24 protein-coding genes and 2 tRNA genes are annotated in these 26,796 nt (G+C 61.8%); 21 read left to right on the forward strand and 5 right to left on the reverse strand.

The features are described 5' to 3' along the window. Positions 1 to 55: 55 nt before the first annotated feature. Together EP165_RS16790 and EP165_RS16795 are read right to left on the reverse strand one after the other, a co-directional pair. A complete protein-coding gene (locus tag EP165_RS16790; protein WP_127523978.1) occupies positions 56 to 352 on the reverse strand; it encodes a hypothetical protein in 297 nt (98 codons plus the stop codon). A 103-nt stretch (positions 353 to 455) separates the two neighbouring features. After that, positions 456 to 1,700: a cytochrome P450 gene (locus tag EP165_RS16795; RefSeq protein WP_127523979.1), complete on the reverse strand. Its 1,245-nt coding sequence runs from the start codon at positions 1,698 to 1,700 to the stop codon at positions 456 to 458. A 72-nt stretch (positions 1,701 to 1,772) separates the two neighbouring features. Between EP165_RS16795 and EP165_RS16800 the strand changes: the two genes are divergently transcribed. Further along, complete coding sequence (locus tag EP165_RS16800; protein WP_127523980.1) at positions 1,773 to 2,876, forward strand: NAD(P)/FAD-dependent oxidoreductase; 1,104 nt, start codon at positions 1,773 to 1,775, stop codon at positions 2,874 to 2,876. 53 nt (positions 2,877 to 2,929) lie between these two features. Here the strand turns inward: EP165_RS16800 and EP165_RS16805 are convergent, their stop codons facing one another. Then, positions 2,930 to 3,655 (reverse strand): hypothetical protein, encoded by a 726-nt coding sequence (locus EP165_RS16805; protein WP_127523981.1) that lies wholly within the window; start codon positions 3,653 to 3,655, stop codon positions 2,930 to 2,932. Positions 3,656 to 3,881: 226 nt separating this feature from the next. Between EP165_RS16805 and EP165_RS16810 the strand changes: the two genes are divergently transcribed. From EP165_RS16810 to hupB, 4 genes are all read left to right on the forward strand, one after another. Further along, entirely contained in the window at positions 3,882 to 4,523 is a 642-nt protein-coding gene (locus EP165_RS16810) for an ATP-dependent Clp protease proteolytic subunit (RefSeq protein WP_127523982.1), read from the forward strand. Positions 4,524 to 4,777: 254 nt separating this feature from the next. Further along, positions 4,778 to 6,055, forward strand: a complete 1,278-nt coding sequence (gene clpX, locus EP165_RS16815; protein WP_127523983.1) for an ATP-dependent Clp protease ATP-binding subunit ClpX — start codon at positions 4,778 to 4,780, stop codon at positions 6,053 to 6,055. Between the two features lie 243 nt (positions 6,056 to 6,298). Continuing rightward, positions 6,299 to 8,710 (forward strand): endopeptidase La, encoded by a 2,412-nt coding sequence (gene lon, locus EP165_RS16820; RefSeq protein WP_127523984.1) that lies wholly within the window; start codon positions 6,299 to 6,301, stop codon positions 8,708 to 8,710. A gap of 196 nt (positions 8,711 to 8,906) precedes the next feature. Then, the gene (gene hupB / locus EP165_RS16825; protein WP_127523985.1) at positions 8,907 to 9,179 is read left to right on the forward strand and encodes a DNA-binding protein HupB; all 273 of its coding nucleotides are present in this window, start codon (positions 8,907 to 8,909) and stop codon (positions 9,177 to 9,179) included. A gap of 69 nt (positions 9,180 to 9,248) precedes the next feature. On the opposite strand, the gene kynU is transcribed toward hupB, so the two are convergent. After that, a complete protein-coding gene (gene kynU / locus EP165_RS16830) occupies positions 9,249 to 10,442 on the reverse strand; it encodes a kynureninase (RefSeq protein ID WP_127523986.1) in 1,194 nt (397 codons plus the stop codon). Positions 10,443 to 10,581: 139 nt separating this feature from the next. Further along, positions 10,582 to 10,657: transfer RNA gene (locus EP165_RS16835), tRNA-Val, on the reverse strand. Between the two features lie 220 nt (positions 10,658 to 10,877). On the opposite strand from EP165_RS16835, the gene EP165_RS16840 reads away from it, so the two are divergent. The 16 genes from EP165_RS16840 to nuoN all read left to right on the forward strand — a co-directional run bounded on the left by EP165_RS16840 (position 10,878) and on the right by nuoN (position 26,794). Next, positions 10,878 to 10,954: transfer RNA gene (locus tag EP165_RS16840), tRNA-Asp, on the forward strand. Positions 10,955 to 11,201: 247 nt separating this feature from the next. Continuing rightward, positions 11,202 to 11,567, forward strand: a complete 366-nt coding sequence (locus EP165_RS16845; protein ID WP_127523987.1) for an NADH-quinone oxidoreductase subunit A — start codon at positions 11,202 to 11,204, stop codon at positions 11,565 to 11,567. Next, positions 11,558 to 12,139: a NuoB/complex I 20 kDa subunit family protein gene (locus EP165_RS16850; RefSeq protein ID WP_127523988.1), complete on the forward strand. Its 582-nt coding sequence runs from the start codon at positions 11,558 to 11,560 to the stop codon at positions 12,137 to 12,139. The genes EP165_RS16845 and EP165_RS16850 overlap by 10 nt, the downstream gene beginning before the upstream one ends. A gap of 6 nt (positions 12,140 to 12,145) precedes the next feature. Further along, positions 12,146 to 12,751: an NADH-quinone oxidoreductase subunit C gene (locus EP165_RS16855; protein ID WP_127523989.1), complete on the forward strand. Its 606-nt coding sequence runs from the start codon at positions 12,146 to 12,148 to the stop codon at positions 12,749 to 12,751. Continuing rightward, positions 12,748 to 13,938 (forward strand): NADH-quinone oxidoreductase subunit D, encoded by a 1,191-nt coding sequence (locus EP165_RS16860; protein WP_127523990.1) that lies wholly within the window; start codon positions 12,748 to 12,750, stop codon positions 13,936 to 13,938. The genes EP165_RS16855 and EP165_RS16860 overlap by 4 nt, the downstream gene beginning before the upstream one ends. Before the next feature lie 3 nt (positions 13,939 to 13,941). Beyond that, on the forward strand, positions 13,942 to 15,057 hold the full coding sequence (locus EP165_RS16865) for an NADH-quinone oxidoreductase subunit E (RefSeq protein ID WP_127523991.1): 1,116 nt from the start codon (positions 13,942 to 13,944) through the stop codon (positions 15,055 to 15,057). A gap of 9 nt (positions 15,058 to 15,066) precedes the next feature. Next, complete coding sequence (nuoF, locus tag EP165_RS16870; protein ID WP_127523992.1) at positions 15,067 to 16,368, forward strand: NADH-quinone oxidoreductase subunit NuoF; 1,302 nt, start codon at positions 15,067 to 15,069, stop codon at positions 16,366 to 16,368. A 4-nt stretch (positions 16,369 to 16,372) separates the two neighbouring features. Further along, positions 16,373 to 17,062 (forward strand): helix-hairpin-helix domain-containing protein, encoded by a 690-nt coding sequence (locus tag EP165_RS16875; RefSeq protein ID WP_245440194.1) that lies wholly within the window; start codon positions 16,373 to 16,375, stop codon positions 17,060 to 17,062. Between the two features lie 62 nt (positions 17,063 to 17,124). Then, a complete protein-coding gene (nuoG, locus tag EP165_RS16880; protein WP_127523993.1) occupies positions 17,125 to 19,206 on the forward strand; it encodes an NADH-quinone oxidoreductase subunit NuoG in 2,082 nt (693 codons plus the stop codon). 9 nt (positions 19,207 to 19,215) lie between these two features. Beyond that, on the forward strand, positions 19,216 to 20,256 hold the full coding sequence (gene nuoH / locus EP165_RS16885) for an NADH-quinone oxidoreductase subunit NuoH (RefSeq protein WP_127523994.1): 1,041 nt from the start codon (positions 19,216 to 19,218) through the stop codon (positions 20,254 to 20,256). Between the two features lie 38 nt (positions 20,257 to 20,294). Continuing rightward, entirely contained in the window at positions 20,295 to 20,786 is a 492-nt protein-coding gene (gene nuoI / locus EP165_RS16890; RefSeq protein WP_127523995.1) for an NADH-quinone oxidoreductase subunit NuoI, read from the forward strand. Positions 20,787 to 20,898: 112 nt separating this feature from the next. Continuing rightward, positions 20,899 to 21,519, forward strand: coding sequence for an NADH-quinone oxidoreductase subunit J (locus tag EP165_RS16895; protein ID WP_127523996.1), 621 nt, complete (start codon positions 20,899 to 20,901; stop codon positions 21,517 to 21,519). Between the two features lie 2 nt (positions 21,520 to 21,521). Then, the gene (gene nuoK, locus EP165_RS16900; RefSeq protein WP_127524048.1) at positions 21,522 to 21,830 is read left to right on the forward strand and encodes an NADH-quinone oxidoreductase subunit NuoK; all 309 of its coding nucleotides are present in this window, start codon (positions 21,522 to 21,524) and stop codon (positions 21,828 to 21,830) included. A 13-nt stretch (positions 21,831 to 21,843) separates the two neighbouring features. After that, the gene (gene nuoL / locus EP165_RS16905; protein WP_127523997.1) at positions 21,844 to 23,829 is read left to right on the forward strand and encodes an NADH-quinone oxidoreductase subunit L; all 1,986 of its coding nucleotides are present in this window, start codon (positions 21,844 to 21,846) and stop codon (positions 23,827 to 23,829) included. After that, positions 23,829 to 25,340 carry an NADH-quinone oxidoreductase subunit M gene (locus EP165_RS16910; protein WP_127523998.1) on the forward strand — a complete coding sequence of 504 codons (1,512 nt, stop codon included), beginning with the start codon at positions 23,829 to 23,831 and terminating at the stop codon, positions 25,338 to 25,340. Before nuoL ends, EP165_RS16910 begins: the two co-directional genes overlap by 1 nt. A 17-nt stretch (positions 25,341 to 25,357) precedes the next feature. Further along, complete coding sequence (gene nuoN / locus EP165_RS16915) at positions 25,358 to 26,794, forward strand: NADH-quinone oxidoreductase subunit NuoN (protein WP_127523999.1); 1,437 nt, start codon at positions 25,358 to 25,360, stop codon at positions 26,792 to 26,794. Positions 26,795 to 26,796 lie beyond the last annotated feature (2 nt).

Consider the following 26,796-nt stretch of genomic DNA (forward strand, 5'->3'; position numbering starts at 1 on the left):
AACGCAGGCGCCGTGGGGGTTCCGTTACTGACCGAACCAACCGGCGGTGTGCTCTTCAGTCCGCCTGGTGCGACGTCATCACGTCAAGATGGCGCAACGAGACGGTAGGCATGTCTATTGCGCTCAATACGGGCCCGACGCCGTCCGCCTTGGGCATCGCTTTCGCCGCGCTTTGCGCACACTCCATGTCCAGCCACTCGATACAGTCGACCCATCCGCCTTCCTCGCTCTTTGCCAGGCGGCGGGAAATAAAGCCGGGCTGCGTGCGGCAGAAGGTGTCCACCGCTTGGCTGGCCTTCAGGAACGTTTCTTCGTCGGCGTTTGCGACAAGCTGGAAACTGACAAGTTCCAACACTCGGTTCGGCATGTGGCACCTTTTGGCTAGAGGTCTTAGGGGAGCTGACTTCTAACCGATGGCTGCTGCCACTGTGGTGGCAGCAGGATGCGGAGCGCACTCACCAATGCGCCCGTAAAGCCTCGAGCCCATGAAAGTGGTAGCTGTCGCGATAGATGGGCGCGCCGTCGAGTTTGATGTCTGGCAGGCGCTCGAACAAAACCCGCAGGCTTTCCTGCAGTTCGATCCGTGCCAGCGGCGCGCCGATGCAGAAATGGATGCCGGCGCCGAACGACACATTTTTCTGATCTGCGCGGCCAGGCGCGAATTCCGCCGGCTTCCCGAAGGCGGCCGGGTCGCGGTTGGCCGCACCCAGCAGAAGCCCGATCTGCTCGCCCGGCTTCACCGCCACGCCGTCGGCAAGCTCAAGTTCTTCATAGGCGAAGCGCGTGAACATGTGCAGCGGTGCGTCGAAGCGCAGGCACTCTTCGACGGTGGCAGCGGTCGTTTCGGGCGAGCCGAAGAAGCGGCGCGGGTCTCCGCCTTGCATCAAAATTGAGCGGACCGCGTTTCCGGTCTGGTGAACCGTCGCTTCATGGCCGGCATTAAGAAGCAGGATAGTGGACGAAACCAGCTCGTCTTCCGAGAGTTTCTGGCCTTCCTCGCGTGCAGCGATCAGGAGGCTGAGAAGGTCGTCGCCGGGATTGCGTCGGCGCTCCTCGGCGTGGCGGCGAATGAAATCGCCAAACTCGAGCGCTGCGCTGTTGGCGCTGTCCTCGGTCTCGCGAGTGGCGCGGTGCATATACATCTCGACCATGCGGTGCGACCAGTCGAGCAACTGCGGACCCATTTCGACAGGTACGCCGAGCATCTCGGCGATGACGGTGATCGGCACCGGCGTGGCGAGGGCGGGCAGAAGATCGGCACCCCGATCGGCCTCGACGCGGTCGACAAGCTGATGCACCAGTTCCGTGATCCGTGGGCGCAGCCGCTCCACCTGGCGTGAGACGAAGGCGCGGTTCACCAGAGCCCGAAGCCGCGTGTGTGCAGGCGGTTCGAGCTCCAGCAGCGAGGCTGCCTCGACGCGGTCGAAGGCGTCCAGATGAGCGCGGTTTTCGCCGCGAATGCCGGGCGGGCCCCAACGGTTTTCGCGTCCGAGCCGCCGGTCGCGCAACAGCCGGTTCACATCGTCATACCCGGCAAAACACCAGAACCCGTACTCCTTCCAGAAGAAGGCCGGCGACGCTCCATGCAGGAAGGCGTATGCGGGGTAGGGGTCCTGCACGAATTCCGGCTCGCGCGGGTTGATGCTGGCGGTCCGCGTTTGCGGATCGAACTGAAGATAGGCGGGCTGGGCGACTGTCATAGTGCTCCCTAGCGTGACTTGCGGTTCAAGCGCCAGCCCTTAATGTGCCGCCGTTTCTTGGAGTTTCGTTGCATGCATATCGTTGTTGTCGGCGCCGGCATTTCGGGCCTGTCCTCCGCCTGGGCGCTGGCCAAGCGCGGCCATCAGGTTACGCTGATCGAGCAGGGGACTATCCCCAATCCGCTCTCGGCCTCCGGCGATCACCACCGCATCATCCGCCGCGCCTATGGAGCGGCGACCGGCTATGCCAACACGATCACTGAGGCCTATGACGCCTGGGACGAGCTCTGGGACGATCTCGGCCGCAGCCATCTCGATCCGCGCGGCTTTCTCTGTGTTTCGCGCGAGGAGGGCGACGAAGCCGAGACCTATCTGGAGGGCATGAAAGCCGGCGGCTACCCGGTCGAGATGTTCGATGGCGCAGAGGCCGCGCGCCGGTACCCCTTTCTCGAAGCCCAATCCGTGCGCTTTGGCTTCAGCTCCAAGGATGGCGGTGCGCTGCATTGCAAACTGATCGCTTCGGACATGGCCGGCTGGCTGCGCGGCAGCGGGGTGAACCTGCTCACGGAGACCAGGGTGGCCGCCGTCGACCCCGCGGCGGCTGTGGTGCGCCTCGACACCGGCGAAGAGATCGCTGCCGACCGTATTGTCGTCACTGCGGGCGCCTGGGTCGCGCGGCTGTTTCCCGAACTGACGAAAGACGTCACGACCTACCGCACGGCTGTGGTTTATCTCGAGCCGCCCCGGGATCTGAAGGCGGCCTGGGAGGCCGCGCCGGTTATCGTCGATGTCGGCGGCAAGATCGATGGGTACATCCTGCCTCCGTCCGGGACCGGCGGACTGAAGTTCGGCTCCGGCCTGCACAAGGAAAAGTGGCCGGACGCCGATGCCGGACGCAACCCGCGGGCAGGCGAGGGCGAACAGGTTCGCGACCTCTTCGCGCCGCCGATGACGCGTCTGGATGAATACCGGGTGCTGGACGTTGTCACTTGCGCCTACACCTTCACACCCGACGAGACGTTCTACTGCAGGCCGGCGAACAAGGCACTCATCGTGTCGGCCTGTTCAGGCCATGGCTACAAATTCGGCGCCGCGGTCGGCCGCCGCGTTGCCGATGCGGTCGAGAGCGGAGACAACGACCGCCTCGCGCGCTGGCTGCGCGCTGAAGCAGCGTAGGCGGCGCAGCCTACTACACGACTAGATGTGGCTGCGCGCAGGAAATACCCGCGCTAGCCGCAGTGGCCGCCGACGCGTACCTTGCGCCAGCCGCTGTGTCCCTGGCTAACCTGAACCTGTCGGGCGACGGTTTCGTAGACGGGTGCTGAATGGTGGACGCGCTTTTGCGCGGGCTGGATGAGCACGCGTTCGCTGACATAACCGTATTCCGCCGGGATCACATGCTTCTGCTTCCGCGCAGCGCTGATCAGCACCTGGCGCTTTTCATAGCCGTAACGGGCGGGTACTGTCTCGTGCACGGTTCTGGCGTGCTGAACCACCACCGTTTCGGCGATGGTCTTGTAGACCGCCGAACGCTTTACCTTGCACAACACCTTGCGTCCGTTGATCCACTGCCATTCCCACGCGTAGCCGCCTTCATGGACGAGCACCTTGCGATGCACGGTCTTGGTGACCGCGGGAATTTGCCGGGCGATCGTGCGCGCGGGCTCGATGAGCACCTTGTGTTTTTCCCAGCCATACTGAGCCGGAATGACCGAATAGCTCACCTGTGCAGGCCTGACCTGAACATGCCGCCGCTGCGTTCCGTAGACGGCCGGCACATGCTCGACATATTTCTTGCCCGGTGAAACCAGGACCTTTTCATAAACGGTCTTGTAGACCGGCGGCTGGTGCACGCGTTCATAACAGGCTGCCGCGTATCCGCCGGCTGCCGTCTGCGTGATCATTGCCGAAAGTGCGACACCGGCCACAAGGGCGCTTGTCAGTTGCCTACGCATGGTACTCACTCCAAACCCGCATTGTCATATGCCGCACAGCCGGAGCTTAGCCGGGAAGTGCCCGGCAGCAAAGGTTTGTTAACGAATGTGAAGGCCGATGGTTAATGCCTGCCCTTATGGCCAGCTTGGCCGCACCAGCCTTGCGCAAGCCGGAGCGACCATCCTATCTAGCGCTGACAATACGCGATTCTCGTGACGACCGCCGCGCTATCCAAGGACGCTTCCCATGAAAGATCCCGTCGAGACCTACATGAACCTCGTGCCGATGGTGGTCGAGCAGACCAACCGCGGCGAGCGGGCATTCGACATTTTTTCGCGTCTGCTCAAGGAGCGCATCATCTTCATCACCGGGCCCGTCGAGGACGGCATGGCGTCGCTGGTCTGCGCACAGCTGCTGTTCCTGGAAGCGGAGAACCCGAAAAAGGAAATCTCGCTCTACATCAACTCCCCCGGCGGCGTAGTGACGTCGGGTCTGGCGATCTACGACACGATGCAGTTCATCAGGCCGCCGGTGTCGACGCTGTGTACCGGCCAGGCGATGTCGATGGGCTCGCTGCTCCTGGCCGCCGGCGCCAAGGATGCGCGTTTTGCTTTGCCTAACGCCAATATCATGGTGCACCAGCCGTCCGGCGGCTATCAGGGCCAGGCGACGGACATCATGATCCATGCCCGCTTCACCGAGAAGCTGAAGCGCCGCCTCAACGAGATTTATGTCCACCACACCGGCCAGGACTATGAGAAGGTGGAGGCCGCGCTCGAGCGCGACAATTTCCTTTCCGCGGACGAGGCCAAGGAATTCGGCATCATCGACCGGGTCTTGACGTCACGCGAAGCGACCGAATCAGACAGCAGCGGCAAGTCGGAGTAACCGGTTTCTCTGCTGGCGCGGAAATGAGCTTTCCGCTGCAAAACGGCCCGAATCGTTGAATTAGCTGTGCACGACGCCCGGCCACGTTAAGCCTATATTGATTTTCGGCGGCTTAGCTTCGTTTGGGGAAACCGACTCGTTGCCGCGACTTCCGATTTGTGTTTCGTTGGGAATGCGCTTTGATGGAGCCGTCGGGAAATATCCCGCAAAAGCGCAGCCGCGATGCGCGGGTCTGGTACTGAGAGGACGGAATTATGAGCAAAATCAGTAACAGCGGTGGTGGCGACTCCAAGAACACGCTGTACTGTTCGTTCTGCGGCAAGAGCCAGCACGAGGTCCGCAAGCTGATCGCGGGTCCGACCGTATTCATCTGCGATGAGTGCGTGGAGCTTTGCATGGACATCATCCGCGAGGAAAACAAATCCTCGATGGTGAAGTCGCGCGAAGGCGTTCCGACCCCGCAGGAAATTCTCGCAGTCCTCGACGATTATGTGATCGGCCAGTCGCACGCCAAGCGGGTGCTCTCCGTTGCGGTCCACAACCACTACAAGCGGCTTGCGCACGCCACCAAGGGCAACGATGTCGAGCTGGCGAAGTCGAACATCCTGCTGATCGGCCCGACCGGCTGCGGCAAGACGCTGCTGGCGCAGACGCTGGCGCGCATCATCGACGTGCCGTTCACCATGGCCGATGCGACGACGCTGACCGAAGCCGGTTATGTCGGCGAGGACGTCGAGAACATCATTCTGAAGCTGCTGCAGTCCGCCGACTACAACGTCGAGCGCGCGCAGCGCGGCATCGTCTATATCGACGAAATCGACAAGATCAGCCGCAAGTCGGACAATCCTTCGATCACCCGCGACGTTTCGGGCGAGGGCGTCCAGCAGGCGCTGCTCAAGATCATGGAAGGCACTGTCGCTTCCGTGCCGCCGCAGGGCGGGCGCAAGCACCCGCAGCAGGAATTCCTGCAGGTGGACACGGCCAATATCCTTTTCATATGCGGCGGCGCTTTCGCCGGCCTCGACAAGATCATCTCCGATCGCGGCCGCAAGACCTCGATCGGCTTCGGCGCCACGGTGTCTTCGCCTGAAGACCGCCGTACCGGCGATCTTTTCCGCCTCGTCGAGCCCGAAGACCTGCTCAAATTCGGCCTCATCCCCGAATTTGTCGGCCGTCTGCCGGTGCTGGCCACGCTCGAGGATTTGAGCGAAGAGGCGCTGGTGCAGATCCTGACCGCGCCGAAGAACGCGCTGGTCAAGCAGTACCAGCGGCTGTTCGAGATGGAGAATGTTGAACTCACCTTCCACGAAGGCGCTCTTTCGGCGATTGCCAAGAAGGCGATCGAGCGCAAGACCGGCGCGCGCGGCCTGCGCTCCATCATGGAAGCGATCCTGCTCGACACGATGTTCGAACTTCCCGCGCTGGAAGGCGTGCAGGAAGTGGTTATTTCCGACGAGGTGGTGCAGGGCAATGCGCGCCCGCTCTACATCTACGCCGAGCGCGAGAAGGAAAAGGGCAACGTCTCGGCCTGACCTTGGCAGGAGACCGAAACATGCGGCGCCTTCGGGCGCCGTTTCCGTTTCCGGGGACTACCCAAAAGCGCGGGTCCGTTGCCCTTGATCTTTGTATTGAGGCACTCCAACTAACCGTAACAACCCTCGGGCAGGGATACGTGCTTGCGTGCGGCTTTTGCTGCCATAGGCGGATCGCCCTGCAATCGCTACAATAAGGATTCGCAGCCGGCTGCTTGCGGCTGCGCCATGAAAGGCTGAGCAATGACGAATTCCCCCCGCATATCGGGCGATATCCATCCAGTGCTGCCGCTGCGCGACATCGTCGTGTTTCCGCACATGATCGTGCCGCTCTTCGTCGGCCGTGAAAAATCGATCAAGGCACTGGAAGATGTCATGGGCGCTGACAAGCAGATACTGCTTGCTACGCAGAAAAACGCTGCCGACGACGATCCGGCAAGCGACGAGATTTACGACATCGGTACGCTCGCCAACGTGCTGCAGCTGCTGAAGCTGCCCGACGGCACTGTCAAGGTGTTGGTGGAAGGCACCGCACGTGCGCGCATCACCGGCTTTACCGATCGCACCGACTTTCACGAGGGCTCGGCCGAGGTGCTGAGTGAGCCCGAGGAAGACGAGGTCGAGGTCGAGGCGCTGGCCCGCTCGGTCGTCGCCGACTTCGAAAACTACGTGAAGCTCAACAAGAAGATCTCGCCTGAGGTCGTGGGCGCCACGAGCCAGATCGACGACTATTCCAAGCTCGCCGACACGGTCGCCTCGCATCTGGCGATCAAGATCCCCGAGAAGCAGGAAATGTTGGCCACGCTGCCCGTGCGCGAGCGGCTGGAGAAGGCCATGGGCTTCATGGAAGCCGAGATTTCCGTGCTGCAGGTGGAAAAGCGCATCCGCTCGCGCGTCAAGCGCCAGATGGAGAAGACGCAGCGCGAATATTACCTCAACGAGCAGATGAAGGCGATCCAGAAGGAGCTCGGCGAGGGTGAAGACGGCCGCGACGAGGTGGCCGAGCTCGAAGAGCGGATCAAGAAGACCAAGCTCACCAAGGAAGCGCGCGAGAAGGCAAATGCGGAGCTGAAGAAGCTGCGCAACATGTCGCCGATGTCGGCGGAATCGACCGTCGTGCGCAACTATCTCGACTGGATGCTTTCCATCCCGTGGGGCAAGAATTCGCGCGTTCGCCACGACCTGCACTTCGCGCAGGACGTGCTGGACACGGACCATTACGGCCTGGACAAGGTCAAGGATCGCATCGTCGAGTATCTTGCCGTCCAGAGCCGACAGAAGAAGCTGAAAGGCCCAATCCTGTGCCTTGTCGGACCTCCCGGTGTTGGCAAGACCTCGCTCGGCAAGTCGATCGCGCGTGCGACCGGACGCGAGTTCGTACGCATGGCGCTCGGCGGCGTGCGCGACGAGGCCGAAATCCGCGGCCACAGGCGGACCTATATCGGCTCCATGCCCGGCAAGATCGTGCAGTCGATGAAGAAGGCCAAGAAGTCGAACCCGCTCTTCCTGCTCGACGAGATCGACAAGATGGGCATGGACTTTCGCGGCGACCCGTCATCGGCACTGCTTGAGGTTCTCGATCCGGAGCAGAACTCGACCTTCATGGACCACTATCTCGAGGTCGAGTACGACCTCTCGAACGTGATGTTCGTGACGACGGCCAACACGCTGAACATCCCGCCGGCTCTGATGGACCGCATGGAGATCATTCGCATCGCCGGTTACACCGAGGATGAGAAGGTCGAGATCGCCAAGCGGCATCTTTTGCCCAAGGCCGTGCGCGAGCACGCCCTGCAGCCGAAGGAGTTCTCGGTCTCGGACGACGCTGTCCGCGAGATCATCCGCGTCTATACCCGCGAGGCGGGCGTGCGCAGCCTTGAGCGCGAGCTGATGAAGCTGGCCCGCAAGGCTGTTACCGAAATTGTGCGCACGAAGACCAAATCGGTGAAGATCACGCCGAAGAACATCGACGAGTATCTCGGTGTTCCGCGGTTCCGCTACGGCCAGGTCGAAGGCGAAGACAATGTCGGCGTCGTGACCGGGCTTGCCTGGACCGAGGTCGGCGGCGAGTTGCTGACCATCGAAGGCGTGATGATGCCGGGCAAGGGCAAGATGACCGTCACCGGCAACCTGCGCGATGTGATGAAGGAGTCGATTTCCGCCGCGGCATCTTACGTGCGCAGCCGGGCCGTCGATTTCGGCATCGAGCCGCCGCTGTTCGACAAGCGCGACATCCACGTGCACGTGCCCGAAGGCGCAACGCCCAAGGACGGCCCTTCGGCCGGCACCGCGATGGCGACGGCGATCGTTTCGGTCCTCACCGGCATTCCGGTCCGCAAGGATGTTGCGATGACGGGTGAGATCACGCTGCGGGGACGCGTGCTGCCGATCGGTGGTCTGAAGGAAAAGCTGCTCGCGGCCCTGCGCGGCGGTATCAAGAAGGTGTTGATTCCGGAGGAAAATGCGAAAGACCTCGCTGAAATCCCCGAAAGCGTGAAAAACGGTCTCGAAATCATCCCGGTAAGCCGCGTCGGCGAAGTGCTGAGCCACGCACTGACGCGTATGCCGGAAGCCATCGAATGGACCGAAAAGGACAATCAGCCGGCGTCGTCGGACAAGATTGAAGAATCAGTTCAGTCGCCGCTGGCGCACTAGCAGCGTCCGATTTGCTGGTTCGAAGGCCGGGTTGTTAGCCCGGCCTTCATCATTTCTACCATTCTAACTTTAGAAACGGCGGAAAACGTGGGTTTCCCGAGGTTTTGTGCTTGGTCGGCAAGCGTCCATCCCATAGAGTTCGCGCCTATTGGGTGAGTCGTAAAAAAACCCGATCTTCACAGGGAAGGATTCCTTTATGAACAAGAACGAACTCGTAGCCGCCGTCGCCGACGAGGCCAATCTGTCCAAGGCAGACGCCCAGTCCGCTGTCGACGCGGTATTTTCCGTTATTACTGGTCAGCTGAAAAAAGGCGGCGATGTGCGCCTTGTCGGTTTCGGCAATTTCTCGGTTTCCAAGCGCGCCGCAACTGTCGGCCGCAACCCCCAGACCGGTGCGGCTGTGAACATTCCCGCCCGCACGGTCCCCAAGTTCTCGGCCGGCAAGGGCCTCAAGGACGCGGTGAACTAAGGTTTCCTTGGTCATAGACCCTTTTGAAGCCGGGCATTGCCCGGCTTCTTTTTTGGGTTCGGGAAGGCTCTAGGTTACCGCGGCGCGGCGATGGAAGTCCGGCTGGTCCCAGAGCTTCTGCGACATGATCCTTGTGAGGCGGCTCACCGCCTCGTCGATGTCGCTTTCGTTCAGATAGAGTGGTGTTATGCCGAACCTCATTATGTCCGGAGCACGGAAGTCGCCGATGACATCGTCGGCGATAAGTGCCTGCATAGCTGCATAGCCATGCTCGAAGGCAAACGAAATCTGTGAGCCGCGCTGCTGCGGATCGCGCGGACTGACCAGGCGCAGCTGCGGACAATTCGCCTCCACGCCTGCGACAAAGCGCTGGCCGAGTTCGATGGAGCACGCCCTCAGGTCGGCGAGATCGACACCATCCCAGGCGTCCAGTGCGGCATCGAGCGCGACCATCTGCAGGATCGGCGGTGTGCCGACACGCATGCGCTCGATACCTTCGCCCGGGCGGTAGTCGAGGTCGAACGCAAAGGGCGCCTCATGTCCGAGCCAGCCGGAGAGCGCGGGGCGTACGCGGTCCGCATATCTCGGCGCGACATAGATGAATGCCGGCGCGCCCGGGCCGCCATTCAGGAACTTGTAAGTGCAGCCGACCGCGAAATCGGCATCTGCGCCAGTGAGATCGACCGGCAGTGCGCCGGCGCTGTGAGCGAGATCCCACATCGCAATGACGCCATTTGTGTGCGCCGCAGCGGTCAGTGCGGCCATGTCATGCTTGCGGCCGGTGCGATAATCGACCTCGGTCAGCATCAGAACTGCAACGCTGTCATCGATGTGGTGTGCGACCTGATCGGGCTCGACGGTTTTCAGCCGGTAGCCGTCGCCCAGCTGCCTGAGCAGTCCCTCCGCCATGTACAGGTCGGTCGGGAAGTTCCCGGTGTCGGAAAGCACGACCCGGCGGTCTGGATTGAGTTCGAGGCCGGCCGCAAGCGCCTGATAAACCTTGATTGAGAGTGTGTCGCCTGTCACCACCGTACCTGCGGAAGCGCCGATCAGCCGCGCAATTCGATCTCCCAGCCGCGACGGCATTTCCATCCAACGCGCCTTGTTCCACGCAGTGATCAGCATCGAGCCCCATTCCCGCTCCATTGCCTGGCTCACGCGTTGTGTCGCTTTGCGGGGCAGGGGGCCGAGAGAATTGCCGTCCAGGTAGACCAAGCCGTCCGGTATCTCGAACAGCGAGCGCGTGGCCGAAAAATCTGTCATCGATTCGATCTCTCCCGCCGGCGGGCTGCCGGCATGCTGCAACGTCCGTTGCGCAATAGCGTGTCCCGCGCGCGATGTCTCGCGCCAGATCGGGATCTGCGGGGGTGGCAGCCGGGTAAGAACTGCGCGGGCGGGGGAATGGTGGGCGATGACAGGCTCGAACTGCCGACATCTTCGGTGTAAACGAAGCGCTCTACCAACTGAGCTAATCGCCCGCCGTGAGCCAGCCGTTTAGGCGTTTCGCGTCATTGCCGCAAGCGAAAATCACTCCGCACGGCAAACGTGTTGACGCTCCGAGTCAGTCGCAGGCGGCACAATATGCGGGTGCTTGTCCAAAGACCGGAAATTCGCGCGCAGGCGCCGCTTGACAGTGCCGGGTGAAGCGCCTAATTCACCGCGACATTCAGCGGGCCGGTTTCCGGTTTCGCCTGATGCGCGGGTGTAGCTCAGTCGGTTAGAGTGCCGGCCTGTCACGCCGGAGGTCGCGGGTTCGAGCCCCGTCACTCGCGCCATTTCTTTCCTCACAGATGTGGTCTGTCGCAGCCAGTGCACCCGCCGTGGTCGCATCGCGACATGCGCTGTGAGGTGCGCGTCGACGCATCAAGGTTTGACTTGCTTCGCGCAGGCGGCTGCGTTAACCCTCGCCGCAACGCAGCATGGCCTCGGCGGGGCGCGCTTGCCGGGAAATTTAAGTCGCGGCAAGAGCCTGGTTCGTGATGTTATGCTTCCGTTCGGCCCAAAGCCCCGGAATGACGATTCATGAGTGAACTTCTTCAGTCTTATCTGCCGATTGTGATCTTCATCGGTGTCGCGCTCGCCATCGTTGCCGCGCTGGTGATTGCGCCTTTCATCGTCGCCTACAGCAATCCCGATCCGGAAAAGCTGTCGGCTTACGAATGCGGCTTCAACGCATTCGACGATGCGCGCATGAAGTTCGACATCCGCTTTTACCTCGTTGCCATCCTGTTCATCATCTTCGATCTGGAAGTGGCCTTTCTGTTCCCGTGGGCCGTCTCGTTCGGCGATATCGGCTGGCTCGGCTTCTGGTCCATGATGGTGTTTCTCGGCGTGCTGACGATCGGCTTTATTTATGAGTGGAAGAAGGGAGCGCTGGAATGGGATTGAACGATCCTTCTGCGACGCTCGTAGCGCCCCGGCCCAAGGGAATTATCGACCCCAACACCGGGCGGCCCGTGGGTGAGGACGACGTCTTCTTTGCGGAGTTCAACAACGAGCTCTCCGACAAGGGTTTCATCGTTACCTCTTCGGAAGCGCTGGTCACCTGGGCGCGCACCGGCTCGCTGATGTGGATGACATTCGGCCTTGCGTGCTGCGCCGTTGAGATGATGCACATGTCGATGCCGCGCTACGACGCCGAACGTTTCGGCTTCGCGCCGCGCGCTTCGCCGCGCCAGTCGGATGTGATGATCGTTGCCGGCACGCTGACCAACAAGATGGCGCCGGCTTTGCGCAAGGTCTACGACCAGATGCCGGAGCCGCGTTACGTTATCTCGATGGGCTCCTGCGCTAACGGCGGCGGCTACTACCACTATTCCTATTCGGTGGTACGCGGCTGCGACCGCGTTGTGCCGGTGGACATTTACGTGCCTGGCTGCCCGCCGACTGCCGAAGCGTTGCTTTATGGCGTGCTGCTTTTGCAGAAGAAAATACGCCGTACCGGCACGATCGAGCGGTAGGTGCGCATGTCTGACGAAGCACTCAAAGACCTGGCCTCTTACATCGGCGAAAAACTGGACTCCAAGGTTCAGGACACGGCGATCGCCTATGGCGAGCTCACGCTCGAAGTGGAAAGCGGCGATATCATCGAGGTTCTTGGCTTCCTGCGCGACGACGTGCAGTGCCAGTTCATTTCGTTCGTTGACCTGTCGGGTGCGGATTACCCGTCCCGCGCGCGCCGCTTCGATGTCGTCTATCACCTGTTGTCGCCACGCCAGAACCAGCGCATCCGCGTGCGGGTGATGACGGACGAGGATACGCCCGTGCCGTCAGCAACGGGTGTGTTTCCCGGCGCCGATTGGTTCGAGCGCGAGGCTTACGACATGTACGGCATTCTGTTCACCGGCCACCCTGACCTGCGCCGTATTCTGACCGACTACGGCTTCGAGGGGCATCCGCTGCGCAAGGATTTCCCGCTCACCGGTTTTGTCGAGGTTCGCTACGACGACGAGCTGAAGCGCGTTGTCTACGAGCCGGTGGAACTGAAGCAGGAGTTCCGCAATTTCGATTTCCTCTCCCCCTGGGAGGGCACGGATTACGTACTTCCGGGCGACGAGAAGGCGAAGCAGTGACCGAACACAACGTCCGCAACTTCAATATCAATTTCGGGCCGCAACATCCTGCGGCGCATGGCGTGTTGCGCCTGGTTCTGGAGCTGGACGGCGAAGTTGTCGAGCGTGTCGATCCGCATATCGGGCTGCTTCACCGCGGTACCGAAAAGCTGATCGAGGCCAAGACCTATCTGCAGGCGGTGCCCTATTTCGATCGGCTCGACTATGTCGCACCGATGAATCAGGAGCATGCTTTCGCTCTCGCCGTCGAGCGTTTGCTCGGCATCGACGTGCCGATCCGCGGCCAGCTGATCCGGGTACTTTATTCCGAAATCGGCCGCATCCTGAACCATCTGCTCAACATCACCACGCAGGCGCTCGACGTCGGCGCGCTCACCCCGCCGCTGTGGGGTTTCGAGGAGCGCGAAAAGCTGATGGTGTTTTACGAGCGGGCCTGCGGCGCACGCATGCATGCGGCCTATTTCCGGCCGGGCGGAGTGCATCAGGATCTGCCGGACCAACTCGTCGAAGACATCGGCAACTGGATCGACCCGTTCCTTCAGACCGTAGAAGACCTCGACAATCTTCTCACCGGCAACCGCATCTTCAAGCAGCGCAACGCCGATATCGGTGTCGTGTCGCTGGACGATGCCTGGGCCTGGGGCTTTTCGGGCGTCATGGTGCGCGGTTCGGGTGCTGCCTGGGACCTGCGCAAGTCGCAGCCCTACGAGTGCTACCGCGAGATGGAATTCGATATTCCGATCGGCAAGAACGGCGATTGTTACGACCGTTATCTCATACGCATGGAAGAGATGCGACAGTCGGCCTCGATCATGCGCCAGTGCGTGGAGCGTCTGCTCGGCAAGGAGCGGACGGGCCCGGTCTCCAACGCCGACGGCAAGGTTGTGCCGCCCAAGCGCGGCGAGATGAAACGCTCCATGGAAGCGCTCATCCACCACTTCAAGCTCTATACCGAGGGCTATCATGTTCCCGAAGGCGAGGTTTATGCCGCCGTCGAAGCGCCGAAAGGCGAATTCGGCGTCTATCTCGTTTCCGACGGTACCAACAAACCCTATCGCTGCAAGCTACGCGCGCCCGGTTTCGCGCATCTGCAGGCGATGGACTTCCTGTGCCGCAAGCACATGCTGGCGGACGTGACCGCCATCCTCGGATCCCTGGATATCGTCTTCGGTGAGGTAGATCGTTAGACCATGTCAGTACGCCGCCTCGCAGAGCCAGCCCTTCAGCCAGCCAGTTTCGCCTTTTCCAGGGCGAACGCGGCCTGGGCCAAAAAGACGATCAACAAGTACCCCAAGGGTCGCCAGCAATCGGCTGTGATCCCGCTTCTGATGCGGGCGCAGGAGCAGGACGGCTGGGTTACCCAGGCCGCAATAGAGCATGTCGCCGATATGCTTGAGATGCCGCTCATCCGGGTGCTGGAAGTCGCGACTTTCTACACCCAGTACCAGCTGAACCCGGTCGGAACGAAGGCGCATATTCAGGTCTGCGGCACGACGCCGTGCATGTTGCGTGGCTCCGAAGCGCTGATGGATGTGTGCCGCAGCAAGATCCATCCCGAGCAGTTCCATACCAACGAGGCCGGCACGCTGTCATGGGAAGAGGTCGAGTGTCTCGGTGCCTGTGTGAACGCGCCGATGGTGATGGTGTTCAAGGACACTTACGAGGATCTGACGCCCGAACGCCTCGAGGAGATCATCGATGCGTTCGAGGCCGGCAAAGGCGCCAAAGTGACGCCCGGACCGCAGGTCAACCGTATTTATTCGGCGCCTGAAGGCGGCCTGACCTCGCTCACCGACGAAAAGGCGCTCACCAAGGCCGGCCGTGCGCGCGCCGCTGCCGCGCCCAAGAAGACAGCCGCAGCGAAGTCGAAAGCCGCCAAGGTACCGCCGTCCAACGCAGCCAAGCCGAAGACGGCGGCGATCGAAACGGCGCCGGCAATCAAGTCGCCTGCGGCCAGGAAGGCGAGCGCCGGCAAGGCCGCTCCGTCAACGAAAGCCGCCGCACCGGCGAAAGCTGCGGCACTTGAGGACAAGAACCGCCCGGCCGGCATCAAGAAACCCGCGAAGCCTGACGATCTAAAGCTGATCTCGGGTGTCGGTCCCAAGATCGAGGGCATTCTGCACGAACTCGGCATCTACACCTTCGCGCAAGTTGCGAAATGGAAGAAAGCCGAGCGCGAATGGGTGGACGGCTATCTGAAATTCCATGGCCGCATCGAACGCGATGACTGGGTCAAACAGGCCAAGGCGCTCGCCAAGGGCGGTGAGGCCGAATATGTCCGCGTCTTCGGCAAGAAGCCGCGATAGGAGGTGGGGATGCTTCAGGACAAGGACCGCATCTTCAACAATATCTACGGCCAGTTCGACCGCTCGCTGGCCGGCGCGATGAAGCGCGGCCACTGGGACAACACCAAAGCGCTGCTCGGCAAGGGCCGCGACTGGATCATCAACGAGATGAAGGCGTCGGGCCTGCGTGGCCGTGGCGGCGCCGGCTTCCCGACCGGTCTCAAATGGTCGTTCATGCCCAAGCAGGCCGACCGCCCTTGTTATCTGGTCGTCAATGCGGACGAGTCCGAGCCAGGCACCTGCAAGGACCGCGACATCATGCGCCACGACCCGCACACGCTGGTCGAAGGCTGCCTTGTCGCCGGTTTCGCAATGGGCGCGGAAGCCGCTTACATCTATGTGCGCGGCGAGTTCATCCGCGAGCGCGAGGCGCTGCAGCGCGCTGTCGACGAGGCCTATGAAGCCAAGCTGATCGGCAAGAACAACAAGAACGGCTACGACTTCGAGATCATCGTCCACCACGGAGCCGGCGCCTATATCTGCGGCGAGGAAACGGCACTTCTGGAAAGCCTGGAGGGCAAGAAGGGCCAGCCGCGCCTGAAACCGCCATTCCCGGCCAATGTTGGCCTCTATGGCTGCCCGACGACCGTGAACAATGTCGAATCGATCGCCGTCGCGCCGACCATTTTGCGTCGTGGTGCGGGCTGGTTTGCCTCGTTCGGCCGCGACAACAACAAGGGCACCAAGCTCTTCTGTATTTCCGGCCATGTCGAAACGCCGTGCACGGTGGAGGAGGCGATGTCGATCTCCTTCCGTGAGCTGATCGAGACGCATTGCGGCGGCATTCGCGGCGGCTGGGACAATCTTCTGGCCGTTATTCCGGGCGGCGCGTCAGTGCCGCTGGTGCCCGCGCATGAGATCATCGATGCGCCGATGGACTTCGACGGCCTGCGCGACCTGAAATCCGGTCTTGGCACCGCCGCCGTAATCGTCATGGACAAGTCCACCGACATCGTGAAGGCGATCGCGCGGCTCTCCTATTTCTACAAGCACGAAAGCTGCGGCCAGTGCACGCCGTGCCGTGAAGGCACCGGCTGGATGTGGCGCGTGATGGAGCGTCTGGTGCGCGGCGAGGCACACAAGCACGAGATCGATATGCTGCTCGACGTGACCAAGCAGGTCGAAGGCCACACGATCTGTGCGTTGGGCGATGCAGCTGCATGGCCGATCCAGGGGCTGATTCGGCATTTCCGTCCCGAGATCGAGCGCCGCATCGACGAATTCACTCGCAATGCGCACCGGGCCGAACCCGCTCTGGTGGCGGCGGAGTAGCGCGATGGCAGACTTACGCCATACCGAAGAGATGATCCGGCACATGCAGGCGGCCGAGCAGCAGTGGGTGCGCGCGGGCAAAAGCCTTGCCGCCATCATGCCGCAGGAGATGGTCGGTGCGTTCAATCTGTTGGCGCATCCGGCTGCGATGATGAGTGCCTCTGCCGCGCTCGGTCTCGGCGCTACGAGCCAGGCAACCGGGCTGTGGCTCGGCGCATGGGCGGGCGCAGCGGAAAACTGGCATCGCCTGGCCTCCGCGCCGCTGGCTGGCAACGACAAGCTGGACAACGAAGCCGCCAAGCGCGTGCGCGAGGCGACCGAGACGCTCATTGCCGATGCGAAGTCGCTGGCGGAAGAAGTATCGCGCCCGGCGGCCAGACAGCCCGCGCGGAATGTCACGGCTGAAAATGCCAGGCCGGCGGTGGCCGAGAAGGTCGGCGACGCGGTATCGGCTCAACCGAAAGCCGAAGCGCGGCCGGACAAACCCGACGATTTGAAGCTGATCACCGGCGTGGGCCCCAAGCTCGAGCAGGTTCTGAACAGCCTCGGAATCTGGACCTATCGGCGCGTCGCGGACCTTTCTTCAGCCGAGATCGACTGGATCGAGGACTATCTGTCGTTCAAGGGCCGCATCACGCGCGACGACTGGCTGGGCCAGGCCGCGAAGTTCACCGGCGGTTCGGATGCGTCATGACCGGGAATTATTTGATAGGCGCGCTGCGCGAGACATCGCACGGCGCACGGGGATAAGCAGGAATGGCTAAGCTCAAGGTCGACGGCAAAGAGATCGAAGTACCCGACCACTACACGCTGCTGCAGGCGGCGGAGGAGGCGGGCGCGGAGGTGCCGCGTTTCTGTTTCCACGAGCGGCTGTCGATCGCCGGCAACTGCCGCATGTGTCTGGTCGAAGTGAAGGGCGGCCCGCCCAAGCCTGCGGCCTCCTGCGCCATGGGCGTGCGCGATCTGCGCCCCGGACCCAATGGCGAGCCGCCGGAGGTTTTCACCAACACGCCGATGGTCAAGAAGGCCCGCGAAGGCGTGATGGAGTTCCTGCTGATCAACCATCCGCTGGATTGCCCGATCTGCGATCAGGGCGGCGAGTGCGATCTCCAGGACCAGGCAATGGCCTTCGGCGTCGATGCCTCACGCTACCAGGAAAACAAGCGCGCGGTGGAAGACAAATATATCGGTCCGCTGGTCAAGACGATCATGACGCGCTGCATCCACTGCACCCGCTGCGTCCGCTTCACCACCGAAGTTGCCGGCATTTCCGAACTCGGCCTGATCGGCCGCGGCGAGGACGCCGAGATCACCACCTATCTCGAACAGGCGATGACCTCGGAGCTGCAGGGCAATGTCATCGACCTTTGCCCGGTCGGCGCGCTGACCTCGCGTCCTTATGCCTTCCAGGCACGCCCGTGGGAGCTGTCGAAGACCGAATCGATCGACGTGATGGACGCTGTCGGCTCCTCGATCCGCGTCGACACGCGCGGCCGCGAAGTGATGCGCATTCTGCCGCGTATCAACGAGCAGGTGAACGAGGAGTGGATCTCCGACAAGACGCGTTTCATCTGGGATGGCCTGCGCACGCAGCGCCTCGACCGGCCTTATATCCGCCGCCGCGGCAAGCTGGTGCCTGCTAGCTGGCCTGAAGCCTTTGCCGCGATCAGGGACGCGGTTGCCAAGACCAGCGGCGACAAGATTGGCGCTATCGCTGGCGACATGGCGACCGTCGAGGAGATGTTCGCGCTCAAGCAGCTGATGGAGTCGCTTGGGTCGGCCAATATCGACTGCCGCCAGGATGGCGCGGCACTTGATCCGTCGGCCGGGCGGGCAAGTTACATCTTCAACCCGACGATCGACGGCATCGAAGATGCCGATGCGCTGCTGATCGTGGGCGCAAATCCGCGCTTCGAAGCGTCCGTGCTGAATGCCCGCATCCGCAAGCGCTGGCGCATGGGCGATTTCCCGGTCGGCGTGATCGGCGACATGGGCGACCTGCGCTACGACCATGAAGTGTTGGGCGCCGGCACGGAAACGCTGAAGGAACTTGCCGACGGCAAGCACAAATTCGCCTCCGTTCTGAAGCGCGCCAAGCGCCCGATGATCATCGTCGGGCAGGGGGCGCTGGCCCGCACCGACGGTGCCGCGATTCTCGGCCTCGCCGCGAAGCTGGCGGAAGCAACAGGCACGGTAAAGGGCGACTGGAACGGCTTTGGCGTTCTGCATACGGCGGCAGCGCGCGTTGGCGGCCTCGACATCGGCTTTGTTCCCGGCGCCGGCGGCAAGGATGCTTCGGCCATGATGGGTGCGCTCGACGTGCTCTTCCTGCTCGGTGCAGACGAATTCGACATGGGCAAGATCGGCGACGCATTCACCGTCTATGTCGGCAGCCATGGCGATGCCGGAGCACACCGTGCAGACGTAATCCTGCCGGGCGCGACTTACACCGAAAAGTCAGGCACTTACGTCAATACGGAAGGCCGCGTGCAGATGACCAATCGCGCCGGTTTCGCGCCGGGCGAGGGCAAGGAAGACTGGGCGATCCTCAGGGCGCTGTCCGATGTTCTCGGCCATAAGCTGCCATTCGATTCGCTGCAGCAATTGCGGGCCGCACTTTATGGCGAGTACCCGCATCTTGCGCGGCTCGACGAGATCGAACCGGGCGATGCAAGCGCGATTTCCGCGTTGGCGAAACAGGGCGGCCGGCTCAACAAGGCGCCATTCGTTTCGGCGGTGACGGACTTCTACATGACAAACCCGATCGCACGCGCTTCCGCCGTAATGGCGGAGTGCTCCGCACTGGCGCGCGGCGGGTTCAAGCAAGCGGCGGAATAGGACCGGACGATGGACTTCTTCACCACCTATCTGCTGCCGCTCATCATCGTCGTTGGGCAGTCGTTGCTGCTGCTGGTCGTGCTGCTCGTTTTCACGGCGTTCATTCTCTATGCCGACCGCAAGGTCTGGGCGGCGGTGCAACTGCGCCGCGGGCCCAATGTTGTCGGTCCCTGGGGGTTGCTGCAGTCCTTCGCCGACCTGCTCAAATTCGTCTTCAAGGAGCCGGTCATACCATCCGGCGCCAACAAGGGCGTGTTCCTGCTTGCTCCGATGGTTTCGGCGCTGCTGGCGCTGGCAACCTGGGCCGTGATTCCGGTCGCCGAGGGCTGGGCGATTGCCGACATCAATGTCGGCATCCTGTTCATCTTCGCCATCGCCTCGCTTGAGGTCTACGGCGTCATCATGGGCGGCTGGGCCTCCAACTCGAAATACCCGTTCCTGGGCGCGCTGCGCTCGGCTGCGCAGATGGTCTCCTACGAGGTGTCAATCGGCTTCGTTATCGTGACTGTTCTGCTTGCGGTCGGTTCGCTCAACCTGACCGACATCGTGCTCGCGCAGGGCGATGGCCTGGGCACCATGATGGGCCTGCCGAACTCGTTCCTCGACTGGCATTGGCTGGCGCTGTTCCCGATGTTCGTGGTGTTCTTCATATCCGCGCTTGCCGAGACCAACCGCCCGCCCTTCGATCTTGTGGAGGCGGAGTCCGAACTCGTCGCCGGCCATATGATCGAGTATTCGTCCACGCCTTACATGCTCTACATGCTGGGCGAATACATCGCGATTCTGCTGATGTGTGCGCTGACGACGATCCTGTTCCTTGGCGGCTGGCTGCCGCCGGTGGATGTCTGGTTCCTGAACTGGGTGCCGGGCGTCGTCTGGTTCGTGCTCAAAGTGACCGCCGTCTTCTTCATGATCTCCATGGTGAAGGCGTTTGTGCCGCGCTACCGCTATGACCAGCTGATGCGCCTTGGCTGGAAGGTTTTCCTGCCGCTCTCGCTGTTCATGGTCGTCGCGACGGCAGCCGTGCTCAAGCTTGTGGGAGCCGCATGATGCGCTGGACCGTAAATCAGGATTTTGGAGGCTGAACGATGTCTGCTATCGCCCAAGCTGCAAAATCGCTCATCCTGAAGGAGTTCGTTGGCGCGTTCTTCCTCTCGATGCGCCAGTTTTTCGCGCCCAAGCATACCGTGAACTATCCCTTCGAGAAGGGGCCGGTGAGCCCGCGCTTTCGCGGCGAGCATGCGCTGCGCCGTTATCCCAACGGCGAGGAGCGCTGCATCGCCTGCAAGCTGTGCGAGGCGATCTGCCCCGCCCAGTCGATCACCATCGAGGCCGGGCCGCGGCGCAATGACGGCACGCGCCGCACGGTGCGCTACGACATCGACATGGTGAAGTGCATTTATTGCGGCTTCTGCCAGGAAGCCTGTCCGGTCGACGCGATCGTCGAAGGCCCGAATTTCGAGTTCGCCGCGGAGACCCGCGAAGAACTCTATTACGACAAGGACAAGCTCTTGGCGAACGGCGATCGCTGGGAGCGCGAACTGGCGCGCAACATCGCGCTCGACGCGCCGTACCGCTAAGGCGGGGACGGGGACGAATTGAAAGTGGACGGGCAAAAGTCGCTCGTCTAAGAGACACGCGGCTTCAGGCAGCCTGAGGGGCAGAGACCCTTCAAAGGAGAACGGGGTACCCATGCTGACAGGACTGGAAGCGATCTTCTTCTACCTGTTCGCCTTTGTGGCGGTGGCGTCGGCATTCATGGTGATTGCCGCGCGCAATCCCGTGCATTCGGTGCTTTATCTCATCCTGACCTTCTTCAACGCTGCTGCGCTGTTCCTGCTGACGGGCGCCGAGTTCCTGGCGATGATCATGCTCGTTGTCTATGTCGGCGCGGTCGCGGTGCTGTTCCTGTTCGTCGTGATGATGCTGGATGTCGATTTCGCCGAGCTGAAAAGCGGCGCGCTGCACTATGCGCCGATTGGCGCTTTGGTCGGCATCGTGCTTGCTGCGGAGCTGATCATCGTTGCCGGCGGCTATGTGTTTTCGCCTGAACTCGGCACCGTTATCGCGCAACCGACGCCGGATCTGGCCGACAGGCACAACACGGCAGCGCTGGGCGACATTCTCTATACGGAATACATTTACTTCTTCCAGATCGCGGGCCTGGTGCTGCTGGTGGCCATGATTGGCGCCATCGTGCTGACGCTGCGCCACAAGGAAGGCGTCAAGCGCCAGTCGATCCCGGCGCAGGTGGCGCGCACACCGGCCACTGCGATCGAGATCCGCAAGGTCGAATCGGACAAGGGGATATGACGATGGAAGTCGGCATCGGCCACTATCTCACGCTGTCAGCCGTGCTGTTCACGCTGGGCGTGTTCGGCATCTTCCTGAACCGGAAAAACGTCATCGTCATCCTGATGTCGATCGAGCTGATCCTGCTCGCGGTCAACATAAACTTCGTGGCCTTCTCGGCCGTGCTGGGCGATCTGGTAGGGCAGGTCTTTGCGCTGTTCGTGCTTACCGTTGCGGCGGCCGAAGCAGCAATCGGCCTGGCCATTCTGGTCGTGTTCTTCCGCAACCGCGGCTCGATCGCGGTCGAAGACGTCAACATGATGAAGGGCTGAGCGGGCGGACCTTATGTATCAAGCCATCGTCTTCCTGCCGCTTGTCGGCTTTCTGATTGCCGGCCTGTTCGGCCGCTCGATCGGCGCAAAGGCGTCGGAATATGTCACCACCGGCCTGCTGATCGTCTCGGCGGTATTGTCCTGGATCGCCTTTTTTGCGGTCGCGATGGGCGATGGCGAAGCCTTCACGGTCCCGATGCTGCGCTTCATCGAATCCGGCGCGCTCCAGTCCGACTGGTCGCTCAGGATCGACACGCTGACGGTCGTTATGCTCGTCGTCGTCAACACCGTTTCGGCGCTGGTCCACGTCTATTCTATCGGCTACATGCACCACGACCCGCACCGGCCGCGCTTCTTCGCCTATCTGTCGTTGTTCACCTTCGCCATGCTGATGCTGGTGACGTCGAACAATTTGGTCCAGATGTTCTTCGGCTGGGAGGGCGTCGGCCTCGCCTCCTATCTGCTGATCGGTTTCTGGTACAAGAAACCTTCGGCCAACGCGGCGGCGATCAAGGCCTTCGTGGTCAACCGGGTCGGCGATTTCGGTTTCGCGCTCGGCATTTTCGGTGTCTTCGTGCTGTTCGGCTCGATCAACCTCGATACGGTGTTCGCCAATGCGGCGACATTCCTGCCGGTCGAGGGTGCCGACCACGGCGATGTCGCCCTCAACTTCCTCGGCTACGCGCTCGACCCGCATGCGGCGCTCAACATCGTGTGCCTGCTGCTCTTCATGGGGGCGATGGGCAAGTCGGCACAGGTGCCGCTGCACACCTGGCTGCCGGACGCGATGGAAGGCCCGACACCGGTCTCTGCCCTGATCCACGCCGCGACGATGGTGACCGCCGGCGTGTTCATGCTGGCGCGTCTTTCGCCGCTGTTCGAGCTGGCGCATGTGGCACTTCTGGTGGTGACATTCATCGGCGCGCTGACGGCATTTTTCGCCGCGACCGTCGGTTTGGTTCAGAACGACATCAAGCGCGTGATCGCCTATTCGACCTGCTCGCAGCTGGGTTACATGTTCGTGGCGATCGGCCTCGGCTTCTATTCCGCCGCGATCTTCCATCTGTTCACGCATGCCTTCTTCAAGGCGCTGCTGTTCCTCGGTTCGGGTTCGGTGATCCATGCCGTCTCCGACGAGCAGGACATGCGCAAGATGGGTGGGCTGCGCAAGCTCATCCCGACCACCTACTGGATGATGGTCATAGGCACGATCGCACTGACCGGGGTGGGTATCCCCGCAACCGTGATCGGCACCGCCGGCTTTTTCTCCAAGGACGCGATCATCGAGGGGGCGTTCGTGGGTCACAATGCACTGGCGGGCTTTGCCTTCGCGGCGCTGGTGATAGCTGCGGTGTTCACCAGCTTCTACTCCTGGCGCCTGATCTTCATGACCTTCCACGGCAAGCCGCGTGCCACCGCGGACGTGATGCACCACGTGCATGAATCGCCTCCGGTGATGCTGGTGCCGCTGTTCGTGCTCGCCGTTGGTGCGCTGGCTGCCGGTTTCCTGTTCCACGACTGGTTCATCGGCCACGAATACGACCACTTCTGGAAAGGCGCGCTGTTCACGTTGCCCGACAATCATATCCTGCACGAGTTCCATGAAGTACCGATGTGGGTGAAGCTGTCGCCGCTTGTTGCGATGCTGCTCGGCTTCTTCACAGCCTGGCATTTCTACATCCGCTCGCCCAACACGCCCAAGGCACTGGCAGAGCGTCACCGCGGCCTTTACCTCTTCTTGCTCAACAAGTGGTATTTCGACGAGCTCTACGACTTCCTGTTTGTGCGGCCCGCGAAACGCCTTGGCCACTTCCTATGGAAGAAGGGCGATGGCTGGCTGATCGACGGCTTCGGCCCTGACGGGGTTTCCTCCCGCGTGATCGACGTCACCCAGCGCGTCGTGAAGCTGCAGAGCGGATATCTTTATCATTACGCATTCGCCATGCTGATCGGTGTGGCAGCCCTCGTGACCTGGATGATGCTTGGAGGCGCCAACTAATGTCCGGCTGGCCCTTCCTTTCCACTGTCACCTTTCTGCCGCTTGTCGGTGCGTTCCTGATCCTTCTGATCCGGGACGACGGCCGGTCGGCGCGGCGCAACATTCGCAACGTCGCGCTGCTCACGACGGTCTTCACCTTCGTTCTGTCGCTCTTCATCTGGATCGGTTTCGACAATTCCGACCCCGGTTTCCAGTTTGTGGAACGGGTGGAATGGCTCGACAGCGGCATCTCCTACCATATGGGCGTCGACGGCATTTCCATGCTGTTCGTCATCCTCACGACCTTCCTGATGCCGCTCTGCATCCTGGCGTCGTGGGAATCGGTGGAGAAACGCGTCAAGGAATACATGATTGCGTTTCTGATCCTGGAAACGCTGATGATCGGCGTGTTCTGCGCGCTCGACCTGGTGCTGTTCTACGTCTTCTTCGAAGCCGGGCTGATCCCGATGTTCCTCATCATCGGTGTCTGGGGCGGCAAGCGGCGCATTTATGCCAGCTTCAAGTTCTTCCTCTACACGCTGCTCGGCTCGGTCCTGATGCTGCTCGCCATCATGGCGATGTACTGGCAGGCCGGCACGATGGATATCCCGACACTTCTGGGACACGACTTCCCGGCCGGCATGCAGCAATGGCTCTGGCTTGCCTTCTTCGCCTCGTTTGCGGTGAAGATGCCTATGTGGCCGGTTCACACCTGGCTGCCGGACGCGCATGTCGAGGCGCCGACGGCGGGCTCGGTCATCCTGGCCGGCATCCTGCTGAAGATGGGTGGTTACGGCTTCCTGCGGTTCTCGCTGCCGATGTTCCCGGACGCCTCGCTTTATTTCCAGCCGCTGGTGTTCGCGCTTTCCATTATCGCCATCATCTACACCTCGCTGGTGGCGCTGATGCAGGAAGACATCAAGAAGCTGATCGCCTATTCCTCTGTCGCCCATATGGGCTACGTAACGATGGGCATCTTCGCGATGAACATCGAAGGCATCCAGGGCGGCATCTACCAGATGCTGTCGCACGGGCTGGTTTCCGGCGCCCTGTTCCTGTGTGTCGGAGTTATCTACGACCGTATGCACACCCGCGAGATCGCGGCCTATGGCGGGCTCGTCAACAACATGCCGAAATACGCCGTCGTGTTCCTGATCTTCACGATGGCCAATGTCGGCTTGCCGGGCACGAGCGGCTTCGTCGGTGAGTTCCTGACGCTGCTGGCGGTGTTCAAGGTCAACACCTGGGTCGCGCTGTTTGCAACCACCGGCGTCATATTGTCCGCCGCCTATGCGCTTTGGCTTTACCGGCGCGTGGTCTTCGGCGCACTCACCAAGGACAGCCTGAAGAACCTGCTCGACCTCAACCCGCGCGAGCGTGCCGTGATCTACCCGCTGGTCGTACTGGTCATCTTCTTCGGCGTTTATCCCGCGCCGATCCTCGACGCGACCGCGGCTTCCGTGGACGCGCTGGTCAACAGTCTCACATTGTCGCTCGACGTCGCTGATGCGGCGGCGCCAGCCGGCCATTAGGAAGGCTCACAACGGTTATGACGCCCGAACTTTCCGCCAGCCTCACACTCGCAACGCCGGAGCTCATTCTGGCCGTCGGCGCCATGGCGCTGCTTATGATCGGCGTTTTTTCCGGTGAGCGCGCCAACAACACGGTGACAGGTCTTACCGTCGCACTTCTAGCCGCGATCGGTGCCTGGATGCTGTTTTTCCCCGCCGATGGCGAGGCATTCGGCGGTGCGTTCGTGAACGATCCCTTCGCGCGGTTCATGAAGATCGTCACGCTGATCGGCTCGCTGGTCACGCTTGCCATGTCGGTCGGGTTCGCACGCGAGGAAAAGTTCGACCGTTTCGAGTACCCGATCCTGATCATGCTGGCGACGCTGGGCATGATGCTGATGATTTCGGCCAACGACATGATCGCGCTTTATCTCGGCCTCGAGCTGCAGTCTCTGGCCCTCTATGTCGTGGCGGCGATCAACCGGGACAATGTCCGCTCTACCGAAGCCGGGCTGAAGTACTTTGTTCTGGGCGCGTTGTCGTCGGGCATGCTGCTCTACGGCGTTTCCTTGGTCTACGGCTACACCGGAGCGACCGGGTTCGATGCGATAGCGGGGCAGCTCGCAGGCGGCGAGCGCCAGCTCGGTCTGGTCTTCGGCCTCGTCTTCGTACTGGCCGGACTTGCCTTCAAGATTTCGGCCGTGCCGTTCCATATGTGGACGCCGGATGTTTACGAAGGCGCGCCGACGCCTGTGACGGCCTTCTTCGCAGCCGCGCCCAAAATGGCCGCGATGGCGCTGCTGGTGCGCGTTGTCATGGGCGCGTTCGAGCCTATTTCCGCCGACTGGCAGCAGATCATCGTATTCGTTTCGATCGCCTCGATGCTGCTGGGCGCATTTGCGGCCATCGGCCAGCGTAACATCAAGCGGCTGATGGCCTACTCCTCGATCGGCCACATGGGCTTCGCGCTGGTCGGCCTTGCCGCCAATTCCGAGGCAGGCGTGCGCGGCGTCGTCATCTACATGCTGATCTACATGATCATGACGCTCGGCACCTTTGCCTTCATCCTCGCCATGCGCCGCAAGGAAGGCATGGTCGAGGATATCGAAGATCTGGCAGGCCTATCGAGCACCAATCCGGTGATGGCGACGGTGCTGACGGTGCTGATGTTTTCGCTGGCCGGCATTCCGCCGCTCGCCGGATTCTGGGCGAAATGGTACGTCTTCCTGGCTGCCATCGACTCCGGCCTTTATGCGCTTGCCGTCATCGGCGTTCTGGCTTCGGTCGTGGGGGCGTTCTACTACCTGCGCATCATCAAGCTGATGTGGTTCGACGAGCCGGTGGGTGGCTTTGTGCCGATGGCGGGCGAACTGCGCCTGGTGCTGGCGGCTTCCGGTGCCTTCGTCCTGTTCTACGTCTTCATCGGTGCACCGATCGCGCAGATGGCGGAAGCTGCCGCGGCGACCTATTTCTAGCT

The organism is Mesorhizobium sp. Z1-4 (genome assembly GCF_004000235.1).
In the GTDB taxonomy this organism is placed as follows: domain Bacteria; phylum Pseudomonadota; class Alphaproteobacteria; order Rhizobiales; family Rhizobiaceae; genus RCIO01.

Excerpts from the sequence above, each read along its gene's own strand:
- hupB (WP_127523985.1), top strand. The coding sequence starts at position 8,907 with ATGAACAAGAACGAACTCGTAGCCGCCGTCGCCGACGAGGCCAATCTG.
- EP165_RS16845 (WP_127523987.1), top strand. The coding sequence starts at position 11,202 with ATGAGTGAACTTCTTCAGTCTTATCTGCCGATTGTGATCTTCATCGGT.
- kynU (WP_127523986.1), bottom strand. The coding sequence starts at position 10,442 with ATGACAGATTTTTCGGCCACGCGCTCGCTGTTCGAGATACCGGACGGC.
- EP165_RS16865 (WP_127523991.1), top strand. The coding sequence starts at position 13,942 with ATGTCAGTACGCCGCCTCGCAGAGCCAGCCCTTCAGCCAGCCAGTTTC.
- nuoH (WP_127523994.1), top strand. The coding sequence starts at position 19,216 with ATGGACTTCTTCACCACCTATCTGCTGCCGCTCATCATCGTCGTTGGG.
- EP165_RS16795 (WP_127523979.1), bottom strand. The coding sequence starts at position 1,700 with ATGACAGTCGCCCAGCCCGCCTATCTTCAGTTCGATCCGCAAACGCGG.
- EP165_RS16805 (WP_127523981.1), bottom strand. The coding sequence starts at position 3,655 with ATGCGTAGGCAACTGACAAGCGCCCTTGTGGCCGGTGTCGCACTTTCG.
- EP165_RS16800 (WP_127523980.1), top strand. The coding sequence starts at position 1,773 with ATGCATATCGTTGTTGTCGGCGCCGGCATTTCGGGCCTGTCCTCCGCC.
- EP165_RS16855 (WP_127523989.1), top strand. The coding sequence starts at position 12,146 with ATGTCTGACGAAGCACTCAAAGACCTGGCCTCTTACATCGGCGAAAAA.
- lon (WP_127523984.1), top strand. The coding sequence starts at position 6,299 with ATGACGAATTCCCCCCGCATATCGGGCGATATCCATCCAGTGCTGCCG.
- EP165_RS16910 (WP_127523998.1), top strand. The coding sequence starts at position 23,829 with ATGTCCGGCTGGCCCTTCCTTTCCACTGTCACCTTTCTGCCGCTTGTC.
- EP165_RS16895 (WP_127523996.1), top strand. The coding sequence starts at position 20,899 with ATGCTGACAGGACTGGAAGCGATCTTCTTCTACCTGTTCGCCTTTGTG.
- nuoN (WP_127523999.1), top strand. The coding sequence starts at position 25,358 with ATGACGCCCGAACTTTCCGCCAGCCTCACACTCGCAACGCCGGAGCTC.
- nuoF (WP_127523992.1), top strand. The coding sequence starts at position 15,067 with ATGCTTCAGGACAAGGACCGCATCTTCAACAATATCTACGGCCAGTTC.
- nuoL (WP_127523997.1), top strand. The coding sequence starts at position 21,844 with ATGTATCAAGCCATCGTCTTCCTGCCGCTTGTCGGCTTTCTGATTGCC.
- nuoK (WP_127524048.1), top strand. The coding sequence starts at position 21,522 with ATGGAAGTCGGCATCGGCCACTATCTCACGCTGTCAGCCGTGCTGTTC.
- nuoI (WP_127523995.1), top strand. The coding sequence starts at position 20,295 with ATGTCTGCTATCGCCCAAGCTGCAAAATCGCTCATCCTGAAGGAGTTC.
- EP165_RS16850 (WP_127523988.1), top strand. The coding sequence starts at position 11,558 with ATGGGATTGAACGATCCTTCTGCGACGCTCGTAGCGCCCCGGCCCAAG.
- nuoG (WP_127523993.1), top strand. The coding sequence starts at position 17,125 with ATGGCTAAGCTCAAGGTCGACGGCAAAGAGATCGAAGTACCCGACCAC.
- EP165_RS16875 (WP_245440194.1), top strand. The coding sequence starts at position 16,373 with ATGGCAGACTTACGCCATACCGAAGAGATGATCCGGCACATGCAGGCG.
- clpX (WP_127523983.1), top strand. The coding sequence starts at position 4,778 with ATGAGCAAAATCAGTAACAGCGGTGGTGGCGACTCCAAGAACACGCTG.
- EP165_RS16810 (WP_127523982.1), top strand. The coding sequence starts at position 3,882 with ATGAAAGATCCCGTCGAGACCTACATGAACCTCGTGCCGATGGTGGTC.